The following is a 12,226-nucleotide window of genomic DNA, read 5'->3' as shown; positions in this document are numbered from 1 at the left end:
CATTACGAAGTCTTATCAGTACCTCGTCCTGTTTTTCATAAGTAATCGCAACACTTCCAGCACAATCCGCCTCATATGAGGCAAAAAAAAAATTACTCTGAAAGAATAGGACTACTATTATGTCTACTACTGGTACAGTTAAATGGTTTAACGAAGAGAAAGGTTTTGGTTTCATCGAGCAGGAAAACGGCCCAGACGTTTTCGCTCATTTCTCTGCGATCCAAGGCGACGGCTTCAAAACTTTGGCTGAAGGTCAGAAAGTTGAGTTCACTGTAACTCAAGGCCAGAAAGGCCCACAGGCTGAGAACATCACTAAGATCTAATTCTTAGTACGTTCTAGTAAAAAAAAGCAAGGCTTCGGTCTTGCTTTTTTTATGCCTGAAATTTATGTTCAACGTAATAGTTAGCCCTGCGGGCTAGTGCAGAATATGCGGATCTAGATGAACATCGGTGACGGTATAACCTAACGTTATCACCTGTCCTTTATACCTTTCCTCGCCCGTGGAGGAAAATTCAAAGTTATAAGAGCGCCAGATTCTTATTTTGCCATCAGGCGCCCGTTTTAACCAAAAGGCACTGAGGTTAATATTATCGTCGAGTAGTTGCAGCTCTAACTCTTTACACTGTTTTCGAATGCGGTTTAATGCGACTTCTTTGACCTTTTGTGATTGCCACCAATGATAAAAAAGGTAGGCGAATAAGGTGACGACGATGAGTGCTTGGATATCTATATACATTATTGCTCGTTTCCGCAGTGCGTGTGTAACGAAAGTTAGATCAAATAAAAATCATAGCTTCTTTTGATTCTTACTTGTTTTACAATGAGTTGTATTACATTGCACGATTAATTTTATATTGAGGCTTCACTGATGGTATCGCTTTACCAGTTTATTCAAGAAAGTTGGCTCAATCTTCTCGCCTTAGTTTGGTTTTTAGTCTGTTTTAAAGGCTACATGTTTTATGCGCGTCTAAAAAGCTATGACACGCCTTGTCTTGCCAGCCTACTGCACCTTTATCGTAAAGAGTGGATGTTGCGGATGCTCACCCGTGAAGTGCGTATTGCCGATACCACGGCGATTGCAAACCTTGAGCGAGGCGTTTCTTTTTTTGCATCCACAACGATGCTGATTTTAGCCGGTTTAATGACCGTGCTGGGCTCCACTCAGCAGGTTATTGATGTGGTTTCCGATATCCCTTTTGCGGCGAAAGCGACCAGCGGTGAGTGGGAACTTAAAATATTGCTTATGATCACGTTATTCGTCTATGCCTTTTTTAAGTTTACGTGGAGTCTTCGTCAATACGGTTTTGTGTCCATTATGGTGGGTGGTGCGCCGTTACCGGAAGAGCATGTTTCTGAGCAACAAACAGAAGCCCATGCCAATCGAATTGCAAAAATGACGTCGATGGCAGCAAACAATTTTAATGTCGGCTTACGTACGTACTATTTCTGTTTAGCGATTCTTGGTTGGTTCATTAATCCGTGGATATTCATGGCATTGAGCACGGGTGTTGTTTATGTGCTTTATCGACGGGAATTTAAATCATCGACCTTAAAAACGTTAATGATGAGTGCCGGTGATTAAAAAAGCTGGGTCTGACGCTTGAAATGATTTCTCACGTCCCAATATTGTTTTTATAGGTTGCTTTGTTGTTTATCAGCAAAGCACTGTTTCTTGTAATAATCGATATATTGGATAAGTGTTAATGACTACCGAAACTCGTACAGAAACTCATGGTTTTCAGACAGAAGTGAAGCAGTTGCTTCATTTGATGATCCACTCCCTCTATTCAAATAAGGATATCTTCCTTCGTGAACTGATCTCTAATGCGTCAGATGCGGCTGAAAAGTTGCGCTTTGAAGCATTATCAAATGGATCTCTGTATGAAAATGATGGTGATCTTAAAATCAGCATCAGTTTTGATAAAGAAGCAAAAACCTTAACGATCGAAGATAACGGCATCGGTATGAGCCGTGATGAAGTGATTGAGCATTTAGGTACGATTGCTAAATCAGGTACCTCTCAGTTTCTTTCTCAGTTGACCGGCGATCAATCAAAAGATAGCCAATTGATCGGTCAGTTTGGTGTTGGCTTTTACTCTTCGTTTATTGTTGCTGACCAAGTTGAAGTGTTTACACGTAAAGCGGGCTTACCTGCGGCTGAAGGTGTGCACTGGGTCTCTGAAGGTGAAGGCGAATTTAGCATTGGTGATGTAGAGAAAGAGGGACGCGGTACGCGTATCGTCTTGCACCTTAAAGAGGGTGAAGAGAGCTTTGCCGATGGTTTTGCTTTACGCGGGCTGGTGCGTAAATACTCTGACCATATCTCTATTCCTGTTGTTATGCAGAAAGAAGCGACGCCTACGTTTGATGAAGAGGGCGAAGAGGAAAAAGATAAAGCGGTTGAGTTGGAAGATGAAACAGTTAACAGCGCTACGGCGTTGTGGACGCGCAGTAAATCTGACATTACTGACGAAGAGTACCAAGAGTTTTATAAGCATATCTCCCACGACTTTGGTAACCCGTTAACATGGGCCCATAACCGTGTTGAAGGTAATATGGAATACACCAGCTTGCTGTTTGTTCCTGAACGCGCACCTTATGATCTATGGAACCGTGAAGCACCACGGGGTTTAAAACTCTATGTGCAGCGTGTCTTTATTATGGATCAGGCGGATGAGTTCCTACCGCTTTACCTACGTTTCATGAAAGGTGTTATTGATACGAAAGACCTTTCGCTTAACGTGTCCCGTGAAATTCTTCAGAAAGACGCTAATGTTGATAAATTACGTTCAGCGTTAACTAAGCGCGTCTTAGATATGTTGATTAAACTGGGTAAAAATGATCCAGAGAAGTATGCTTCTTTCTGGAAAGAGTTTGGTCAGGTACTGAAAGAAGGGCCTGCAGAAGATTACGCTAACCGTGAGAAAATTCTTAAGCTGATGCGTTTCTCATCTACTCATACGGGTAGTGAAGAGCAGAATGTATCGTTGGATGATTACATCTCACGTATGCCAGAAGGTCAGGATAAGATCTACTTTGTGGTTGCTGATAACTACAACACGGCGAAAAATAGCCCGCACTTAGAGATCTTCCGTAAGAAAGGCATCGAAGTGTTGCTGATGACTGATCGTATTGATGATTGGATGATGAGCCAATTACACAATTACGATGAGAAAGCGTTCCAGGATGTCACTAAAGGTCAACTTGACCTAGATGATGCCCAGACGGAAGAAGAGAAAAAAGTACAGGAAGAAGCAGCCAAAGAGCTTTCCGGTCTAGTTGAACGTTTAAAAGCGAGCTTGGCGGACAAAGTTGCTGATGTACGTATTACAACCCGTTTGACTGATTCTCCTGCCTGCCTTGTGTTGGGTGAACAGGATATGGGCTTGCAGATGCGTCAGATTATGGAAGCTGCTGGACAAGCCGTACCGGATAGTAAGCCAACGTTTGAAGTGAACCCAGAGCATCCATTGATTGAAAAGCTCGACAAAGAAGCGGATGAAGATCGTTTTACGGATCTCGCATGGGTTTTATTTGATCAGGCTGGTTTGGCGGCGGGTGCTCAGCTGGATGATCCAGCGACTTATGTGGCACGCCTTAACAAACTATTATTGGAACTAAGCGCATAAGTAATAGGCTTAGAACAATAGAAAAGCGGCTTTTATAGCCGCTTTTTTTTATGCTGTTTTTTTGTGCTAAGAGGCTGGGATTGAGAGAGTAAAGCCTCGCTGTTCTATCTGTTCGAGCAGTACTTTTGCCGGTAAGGCTTTGCTATAGAGCCATCCCTGATGCAGTTCGATCTTTAGTTGCGTGAGATAATCTAGCTGTTCAGTTGTTTCGACCCCTTCGGCGATAACGGTTAACTCAAGCTTTTGCGCTAAATCAACAATCATCTCTAAGACATGGGTATGCATGCCGTCGGTCCCAATGGCCGCGATAAAGCTTTTATCGGCTTTAAGGTAGGTGACGGGGAGTTGGCTTAAGTAACTCAGTCCACAATAGCCGGTGCCGAAATCGTCAATCGCAATATGGATACCCGCCTGAGTTAGGGTGATAAAGGCGTGTTGAATGCTTTCGTTGGTTTCATCAATCAACACATCCTCGGTGACTTCGAGTACTAACCCCGGTATCCGTGTTTTATAACGGATGAATTCAGTAATCGCTTGCTGTGAGAGGAGGTGACAGGCGGAGATATTGATCGTCACGATAAAATCGGGGTCTTTGTCGATCAAGTGCTTTAGCTCTGTATAGCATTTAGCGAGCTGCTGCGATGTCATGAGATTGAGGTAGCCGGTGGCTATCGCCTCAGGAATAAAGGTAATGGGGCTTTTAAGGCCTTCTACTGGATGTTGCCAGCGCATTAATACCTCAACACCCATTATTTTTTTATCGCGATGAGCCACAATAGGTTGGTAGTAGTTGATGAACTCATCTCGTTTTAATGCGCGTTTGAGTTGGTGCCGACTGTCCGACAAATAGTTAGAGAGCATATAACCCACAGCGGTTAAGGCAAGCCAGATAATAAAAAGAACAAGGAATCCGGTAGGGCTGATAAGCTCGTCGTTGTCGATCAGAATGCTTTTCTCATCACTGATCACAATGCTGAGTTTAGGTAGGGTGGTTAAGGGGCTATAAACGGCAATTTGTTCACGGTTGTTTTGAAAGTAAGCCTGAATAATAAGGTCAAAATCGATAGGTAGATGAGTCGCTGGCTTCGGGTGGCTGTAGAGGCCATTTGTTACGATCGGATTGCCGGTGTCACTATCGATCAATGCGGTGAACCCTAGCTCACTTGCGTAGTTCTTTAGTTGGTTCTTAAGCCAGCGGATACGCACAAGGGCATTGACCTCAGAGCCGTCTCTTAATGTGCGGGCTAAAACAAACGCGGGTTGTTGCATATACTCGACATTGAGTGGACCGACAAACCGTAGCCCATATTGATCAGGCGGAGGGTTCACTTTGATCGCATTGTGATGTCGTTGCCAGCTGGTACAGATCAGTTCGCCCGCAGAATTGACCATGCCAATTTCTACAACCGGGGCTACGTTAAACATTAAACTGCGCAGTTCAAACAACATCTCACTGTCACAGGTATCCGCGGTTAAGGGCTCAACCTCCATTAATACATTGTTGATAATGCTGAAATTAGTATCTAACCATGCGGAGAGTTGTTGGGCTTTGAGTGTGAGGTGGCTGTATTGGAGTTGTTTACGCGCTTCAATCTGTTGGTAGACAAAAAAGATAGTGATAGCGACCGTGATCAAAAGCGCGATGGCGGCATGGGGTAATATTTTATTGAACCTAGGTAGGTTCGTTAAAGATGTCATCAGGTGCAGCGTCATTTTGTTGAAGGGTTAGGCAACAAACTACCATAAGTTATAACCAGTCAATAGATTTACTGCTACTTTTTGATATAGGTTAATGGTTTACTGAGGCAAATAGTTGAGTATTTGGTGTGTAGATTCACGTTGTTTTTATCGCGCATTCACCGATAAAAACAGTCAAATGTTCAACTGAGGTAAGCGTAATGATTAAACAGTTAGGGCCTATTGCCATCGCGTTCTTGTTATCGGCTACGTATGCAAACGCGGATGGCCAAGTAACCTATGCTAAGCATTGTAAAGGTTGTCATGTTGCGGGCGTAGGTCAGGCGCCTAAACCGGGCGATCAGGCCGCATGGCAGCCCCGTATTGCAAAGGGCGTTGATGCGATGGTGCAAACGGTGATCTCGGGTAAAGGCGCGATGCCACCTAAAGGCACATGTATGGAGTGTGATGAGGCGGCACTAACGTCCGCCGTTGAGTGGTTGATTGCACAATAGGTGAGGTTTTATTGGACGACTGTTTTTATGACAGGGGCGTGGTTATTATATGTCTAGACAGGTACATTGTGGCTAAGACATATCCGGTTTTAACCCGCGTATATAGCCCATTATAAATGGACAGAAGAGTTGATTGATCCTTTATGACGCATGATAAACACTTAGCTACTTCGCTTGATAACGGGCCGGAAGATGCGTGGGTAAGCGTTATTCAGAAAATGGATGAAGCGTACGCTGATCTGGTGCGTTACCAAGTTGAAGTAGAAGAGAAAAATCTGGAGTTAGAGGAGAATAAACAGTTCTTCGATAGTATTCAGAGCTCAATGAGTGACGTGCTTATTGTGTGTGACCACAGTGGTTATATCCAGCGGGTCAATCGGGCGCTCGAATTTTTAACCGGCAGTGTGGGAGAATCCCTTATTGGGACCCGTTTCACTGACCTTGTCGAGTCGCGCTTTTTACAGAAAGTCGACAGCTTCCTAAATCAGATCCGTATTCAGCCGGTTAGGGACTGTGAACTTGAGTTAAAAGGGGTTGATGGTCCCGTTCCTTTATCGATGAACTGCTCCCCACGTAAGAACCGCCGAGGGCGTTTGGTGGGCATGGTGCTGATTGGTCGTCCTTTGGGTGAGCTGCAAAAAGCCTATATCGAATTAAATAATACCCATGCCGAACTTAAACTGGCGCAAGAGCGTTTGGTTCAGTCTGAGAAGATGGCCTCCTTAGGCCGCTTGGTCGCGGGTGTCGCCCATGAGTTAAATAATCCGATCAGTTTTGTCTACGGCAATATGCATGCTTTACAGCGCTATACTGCCCGTTTGAGCTTATATTTTGATGCAATCAATGAAGGTCAGTCGCGAGAATCGTTAAAAGCGATGCGTGAAGCGTTGCGTCTGGATAAACTGATTCGCGACCTTAACTCGTTGGTCGATGGCACGATGGAGGGAGCCGATCGTGTTAAGGAGATAGTGAACGATTTACGCCAGTTCTCATCGACCCAAGAATCAGAAAAAAAACGCTTCGATCTCACCCACGTTATTCGCACGGCCTTGCATTGGATCATTAAGGAAAGTAAACACCCAGTTGAGGTACGTGAAACGGTACCGGATGGGTTATTTGCATTTGGACACTCCGGTCAGATCCATCAGGTTGTGGTCAATCTTATTCAGAATGCCGTCGATGCGATGATTGATTCTCATGAGAAAATACTCACCCTCAACGCTGAGCAGGTGGCGGGGACTATCGAATTTCGGGTGTCTGATACCGGGTCGGGCGTCTCCGGTGAAAACCTGTCGAGGTTGTTCGATCCGTTTTTTACCACAAAGCCGGTGGGGCAAGGTACGGGGCTTGGTTTATCAATCAGTTATGGCATAGTGTCTGAACATGGTGGCAAACTTGAGATCAGTAACAACCCCACAGGTGGTGCCCATGCACTGCTTGTCTTGCCTATAGAGGAGAGTCCCGTTGTTTAACCTTTTATGGTTACAATCTGCTGGGTGCGGCGGTTGTTCAATGTCACTGCTCAATGCAGAGTCCCCCGATCTTTTATCAACACTGGCCGCGGCTGATATTAATCTTCTTTGGCACCCCTCTTTAAGCGAAGAGACCGGCTCAGAAGCTGTTGCTATTTTGCAGAGTATTCTTGACGGTGAGACACGGTTGGATGCGCTTTGTGTCGAAGGCTCTATTTTGCGAGGGCCTATGGGTACTGGACGTTTCCATATGTTAGGCGGGACCGGTAAGGCGATGATGGAGTGGGTCAGTGAACTGTCTGAAAAAGCACACTATACCATTGCTGTAGGTTCATGCGCAGCGTATGGCGGTATCTCTGCGGCGGGCGATAATATTACCGATGCAACGGGACTGCAATTTGAAGGGGAAGTGTCCGGAGGGCTGTTAGGTGAAACTTATGTATCCCAATCCGGCTTTAAAACAATCAATATATCCGGTTGTCCCGTGCACCCTAATTGGGTGACAGAAACCTTAATGAGTCTAGCGTTGGGTGAGCACAACCATGATGCGGTCGATCTCTTTGGGCGCCCGCGTATGTATGCGGATCAATTAGTCCACCATGGTTGTAGCCGTAATGAATATTATGAATACAAAGCCAGTGCGGAGCAGCCCGGTGATCGAGGCTGCATGATGGAGAATATGGGGTGTTTGGGGACACAAGCCCACGCTGATTGTAATACCCGACCTTGGAACGGTGATGGCTCCTGTACTAAGGGGGGTTATGCATGTATCAACTGTACCGCCCCCGAATTTGAAGAGCCCGGTCATAGCTTTACACAAACCCCTAAAATTGCAGGTATTCCTGTTGGGTTGCCAACCGATATGCCTAAAGCGTGGTTCGTGGCGTTGGCTTCACTGTCTAAAGCCGCAACGCCTGAGCGTTTACGTAAAAACGCTACTTCAGAGAAACTGATCTACCCTCCGACTATTCATAAGAGAAAGAATTGAGATGAGCCGTATCGTAGTGGGGCCCTTTAATCGTGTTGAAGGGGACTTAGAAGTATCACTGGATATTGAAAACGGGCAGGTCAGTAGTGCACAGGTTAACTCGCCTATGTTTCGTGGCTTTGAGCGTATTATGCAGGGGCAAAGCCCAATGGATGCCTTGGTTTACACGCCGCGTATCTGTGGTATTTGTTCGGTGAGCCAATCGGTTGCGTGCGCTAAAGCCTTGGCGGATCTGATGAAGGTTGATATGCCGCCCAATGGCGAATTAGCGATCAACCTACTTTTAGCTAATGAGAATATGGCAGACCTTTTAACCCATTTCTATCTCTTTTTTATGCCTGATTTTTGTCGTGATGTATATGCGGATAAACCATGGTTTAACGAGGTCAATGCGCGTTTTAAGGCAACTCAAGGGCGGGCCGCACAAGCGATGCTCCCCGCGCGGGCTGAATTTTTACACCTGATGGGGATTATGGCAGGAAAGTGGCCACACACGTTAAGTATACAGCCCGGAGGCAGCGCTAAGCCTATAGAGCCGCAAGAGCGAATCCGCTTGCTGGCTATTATTGGTTCATTTAGACGTTTTCTGGAGGAACACCTTTTTGGCGCAAATCTAGATGAAATCGTGCAGCTAGACTCCATTGCCGCACTTAACCGTTGGCGAGATCAAGCGGATTGGCGTCAAAGTGATTTCCGTACCTTTCTGCATATTAGTGATGATTTAGGGTTGGCGGAATTAGGTCGTGGGACGAATCAGTTTCTGAGCTTTGGTAATTATGCCTTACAGGGCGAGAAGTTGTTTAAAGCGGGCGCTTACCTTCACGGTGAGCGGCAGGCACTTGCACCAGAGATGATTAGAGAAGATCTCGCGTATTCTTGGATGCAGGGCCCAGCTGAGCCACAACACCCGACAGAGGGGGTTACAGAGCCCTCTTTGGATAACCCTGATGCGTATACCTGGTGTAAAGCCCCACGCTTAAATGGTCATGTGGTTGAGGTGGGGGCGATAGCTCGACAGTTTATCAATGGGCACCCGCTTATCGAAGCGCTCGTCGCTCAGCGGGGCGCTAATGTTGAGAGCCGTATTATTGCTCGGATGTTAGAGTTGGCGATTGTCATCCCTCAAATGCAGGAGTGGGTTAAACAGATCGACCCCAAAGGGGATTTTTGTTACCGGGGCGCGCTGCCCAAAGAGGGGAGTGGGGTTGGCATTGTGGAGGCCGCCCGCGGCAGCTTAGGCCATTGGTTGAGTGTCAGTGGGGGCAAAATCAGTCATTATCAGATTATAGCGCCGACAACGTGGAACTTTTCACCCCGGGATCAGGATGCGACCCCTGGTGTTTTAGAGCAGGCGCTGGAGGGTGCGCCGGTTATTGCCGGTGAAAAAGAGCCGGTTTCAGTACAACATATCGTACGTTCATTTGATCCCTGCATGGTATGCACGGTGCATTAAAGGCTGAGTGCATGTCAATAAACAGGCAGGTAATACTAATATATCGTTATTTCCTATTGCTCTAATACAAAAATAGCCCACAATTGTTATTATCATCTATTTTGCGTCTTAAATTGTCGTCCTAGCTTCATACTCCTGATCTACACTGGGATGTAGAGATTGTTTTTTATTCTAAGGGCTTTCTATGCGGTTACTGCTTGTCAGCGCATTTTTTATATTTTTTAGTTGTCTAGCATCCGCGCAAGACACCATTAATGTTAGGTTGTTGTGGAAACATCAGTTCCAGTTCGCTGGCTATTACATGGCGAAAGAGAAAGGATTTTATGCTGAAGAAGGTCTTGATGTTAGGTTACAAGAGTTTGATTTTGGACTAGACCTAGTCGATGAAGTTATTCAAGGGCGAAGTCAATTTGGTATTGCGCGCACCTCCCTGTTAATTGATAAGAATGCGGGCGCAGATGTCGTTGCGCTTTTTGCGGCGTATCAGCAGTCGCCTCTGATGCTTTTGACGCGTAAAGACTCCAATATTCTTCTCTCATCGGATCTGCAAAATAAACAAGTGATGATCACGGATGATGCGAAGAAAGTGGGTGAGATTATTGCCATGCTTTTGCAAGCAGGCATCACCGCGTCTAATTTTATCCAGCAAGAACACAGTTATAATGTACAAGACCTTATTGATGGCAAAACGGATGCAATGGCGTCCTATGTATCGAATGAGCCCTTCCAGCTTGAGCAGCAAGGTATAGAGTTTAACATCATACATCCTAAAGATTATGGCTTTGATATGTACTCTGATATTTTATTTACCTCTCGTGAGTATGTAGAGCAAAACCCAGACGTTACCGACCGCTTTTACCGTGCCTCTATCCGTGGGTGGTTATATGCTTTTGAGCATATTGATGAAACCGCTGAGATTATTCTTAACCGCTATAACTCTCAGAACAAAAGCCTAGAGGCGTTAATTTATGAGGGTGAAGAACTTAGAAAATTAGCGTTTGATGATAAAGGTAATTTTGGCACCCTTTCGATTAATAAATTTAACGAAATGGCTCAAGTGTATCTGATTACAGGGAGTATCTTTTTAGGTTACGACTTTTCTGATTTTATCTATCGCCCCCTGAGTAATCTTTATCGTTTAAGCCAAGCGGAACAGCGTTATATTGATCAAAACGCTAAAGTAAAAATCTGCATTCATCCTGATTGGTATCCTTTTGAATCCTATTGGCAGGGGCGCTATCAAGGGATGGTGGCCGATTATATACAGTTGATTATGGGTAATATTGGGCTCAATTATGAAATAGTGCCCTCAACTTCTTGGCAGCAATCGTTGAAATATATTCAAAATGGCCGTTGTGAACTTTTGGCCGGTGCGATGCAAACCATTGAACGTAGCCAGTCCCTTGATTTTACCCAGCCTTATTTAAATGTGCCCGCTGTGATTGCGGTGAAAGCGGATGAGAATAAAAAGCCCCTCGCTGAGATGACCGTGGGGGTGATCGATAAGTCGGCATTCCATGAGATTCTAGCCACCCGATACCCTAAAATGAAAATCATTAGTGTGGATCATGTGGTTGAAGGCTTAAGAATGCTTCAGGCGGGGCAGATTGATGGCTTTGTCGGTGCGGCTGCGAGCATTGCGCATATCGCTAAAGAGTTTCAGATCTCCGATATCGCCATCAGCGATGAACTGCGGGATAGTTGGGATTTTAGTATTGCAGTAAAAAATGATATTCCGTATTTGCAAAATATTATCAATAAGTCGATTGCGTCTATTACCCCGGACGAGCAAGAGTCCATTGTTAACCGCTGGGTGGTCGTTGAATACAAACATACGGTTGATTACACCATCATTTGGATTGTGTTAGGGGTCGGTGCCGCATTAGCTTTAGCAGGTTTGTATCGATATTTACAAATACTCTCTTACAGTAAAGTTCTTAAAACTATCGCTGAAAAAGACGCCCTAACGGGTATTTATAGCCGTCATAAACTGCGCTCTGAATTAGAGTCGTTTACCGAACTGGCGGCACGGCATAATTGGTCACTGTCCGTTATCTTTTTTGATATTGATAATTTCAAACAGATTAATGATAGCTTAGGGCATGATGTCGGCGATAAAGTGCTGGTTCGTCTCTCTAAACTTATTGCCGGTATGTCACGTAAAACGGATCGTTTTGGCCGCTGGGGCGGGGAGGAATTCCTGTTTTTAATGCTTGAGACTGATCTGGATAAAGGGCATCGCATCGCCGAAAAATTCAGAGTAGAGATCTGTAAGTACAAGTTTGGTTTACCGGTGGATGTAACATGCAGTTTTGGTGTAGCTCAGTATAAGCGTGATGAGAGCATTGAACACTGGATTAGTCGAGCGGATCAGGCGATGTATCAGGCGAAGCACGAAGGCAAAAACTGTGTTCGTATAAGTTAATATAAAAAAACCGAGTAATCACTGGATTACTCGGCTTTAAGCGTAGTGCTGCTATGCGAACGGCGT

The 12,226-nt window shown here is 45.2% G+C and carries 10 protein-coding genes; 8 read left to right on the top strand and 2 right to left on the bottom strand.

Annotated features, from left to right (window positions below):
* Positions 1–116 precede the first annotated feature (116 nt).
* Positions 117–323, top strand: coding sequence for a cold-shock protein (locus tag A3773_RS01040; RefSeq protein WP_067863684.1), 207 nt, complete (start codon positions 117–119; stop codon positions 321–323).
* Between the two features lie 93 nt (positions 324–416).
* Here the strand turns inward: A3773_RS01040 and A3773_RS01035 are convergent, their stop codons facing one another.
* The gene (locus A3773_RS01035) at positions 417–737 is read right to left on the bottom strand and encodes a DUF3301 domain-containing protein (protein WP_067981849.1); all 321 of its coding nucleotides are present in this window, start codon (positions 735–737) and stop codon (positions 417–419) included.
* 132 nt (positions 738–869) lie between these two features.
* Here A3773_RS01035 and A3773_RS01030 point away from each other — a divergent pair, with 132 nt between their 5' ends.
* Together A3773_RS01030 and htpG are read left to right on the top strand one after the other, a co-directional pair.
* The gene (locus A3773_RS01030) at positions 870–1,583 is read left to right on the top strand and encodes a DUF599 domain-containing protein (protein ID WP_067981846.1); all 714 of its coding nucleotides are present in this window, start codon (positions 870–872) and stop codon (positions 1,581–1,583) included.
* A gap of 121 nt (positions 1,584–1,704) precedes the next feature.
* Positions 1,705–3,630: a molecular chaperone HtpG gene (gene htpG, locus A3773_RS01025; RefSeq protein WP_067981844.1), complete on the top strand. Its 1,926-nt coding sequence runs from the start codon at positions 1,705–1,707 to the stop codon at positions 3,628–3,630.
* Between the two features lie 66 nt (positions 3,631–3,696).
* On the opposite strand, the gene A3773_RS01020 is transcribed toward htpG, so the two are convergent.
* Entirely contained in the window at positions 3,697–5,328 is a 1,632-nt protein-coding gene (locus tag A3773_RS01020; RefSeq protein ID WP_197462696.1) for an EAL domain-containing protein, read from the bottom strand.
* A gap of 200 nt (positions 5,329–5,528) precedes the next feature.
* Here A3773_RS01020 and A3773_RS01015 point away from each other — a divergent pair, with 200 nt between their 5' ends.
* The 5 genes from A3773_RS01015 to A3773_RS00995 all read left to right on the top strand — a co-directional run bounded on the left by A3773_RS01015 (position 5,529) and on the right by A3773_RS00995 (position 12,160).
* Positions 5,529–5,822 carry a c-type cytochrome gene (locus tag A3773_RS01015; protein WP_075109447.1) on the top strand — a complete coding sequence of 98 codons (294 nt, stop codon included), beginning with the start codon at positions 5,529–5,531 and terminating at the stop codon, positions 5,820–5,822.
* Between the two features lie 143 nt (positions 5,823–5,965).
* Positions 5,966–7,294 (top strand): ATP-binding protein, encoded by a 1,329-nt coding sequence (locus A3773_RS01010; protein ID WP_067981838.1) that lies wholly within the window; start codon positions 5,966–5,968, stop codon positions 7,292–7,294.
* Entirely contained in the window at positions 7,287–8,282 is a 996-nt protein-coding gene (locus A3773_RS01005; RefSeq protein ID WP_067981835.1) for an NADH-quinone oxidoreductase subunit B family protein, read from the top strand. Before A3773_RS01010 ends, A3773_RS01005 begins: the two co-directional genes overlap by 8 nt.
* Before the next feature lies 1 nt (position 8,283).
* The gene (locus A3773_RS01000) at positions 8,284–9,735 is read left to right on the top strand and encodes a nickel-dependent hydrogenase large subunit (protein WP_067981831.1); all 1,452 of its coding nucleotides are present in this window, start codon (positions 8,284–8,286) and stop codon (positions 9,733–9,735) included.
* Positions 9,736–9,919: 184 nt separating this feature from the next.
* Positions 9,920–12,160, top strand: coding sequence for an ABC transporter substrate-binding protein (locus tag A3773_RS00995; RefSeq protein WP_067981828.1), 2,241 nt, complete (start codon positions 9,920–9,922; stop codon positions 12,158–12,160).
* Positions 12,161–12,226: the final 66 nt, after the last annotated feature.

The organism is Neptuniibacter pectenicola (assembly GCF_001597735.1).
Classification (GTDB): domain Bacteria; phylum Pseudomonadota; class Gammaproteobacteria; order Pseudomonadales; family Balneatricaceae; genus Neptuniibacter; species Neptuniibacter pectenicola.
Note: the sequence above shows the minus strand (reverse complement) of the source record. Positions and strands in the feature narration are given on the sequence as shown.

Coding starts and splice junctions, on each gene's coding strand:
- A3773_RS01000 (WP_067981831.1), top strand. CDS start 8,284: ATGAGCCGTATCGTAGTGGGGCCCTTTAATCGTGTTGAAGGGGACTTA.
- A3773_RS00995 (WP_067981828.1), top strand. CDS start 9,920: ATGCGGTTACTGCTTGTCAGCGCATTTTTTATATTTTTTAGTTGTCTA.
- A3773_RS01020 (WP_197462696.1), bottom strand. CDS start 5,328: ATGACATCTTTAACGAACCTACCTAGGTTCAATAAAATATTACCCCAT.
- htpG (WP_067981844.1), top strand. CDS start 1,705: ATGACTACCGAAACTCGTACAGAAACTCATGGTTTTCAGACAGAAGTG.
- A3773_RS01030 (WP_067981846.1), top strand. CDS start 870: ATGGTATCGCTTTACCAGTTTATTCAAGAAAGTTGGCTCAATCTTCTC.
- A3773_RS01035 (WP_067981849.1), bottom strand. CDS start 737: ATGTATATAGATATCCAAGCACTCATCGTCGTCACCTTATTCGCCTAC.
- A3773_RS01010 (WP_067981838.1), top strand. CDS start 5,966: ATGACGCATGATAAACACTTAGCTACTTCGCTTGATAACGGGCCGGAA.
- A3773_RS01015 (WP_075109447.1), top strand. CDS start 5,529: ATGATTAAACAGTTAGGGCCTATTGCCATCGCGTTCTTGTTATCGGCT.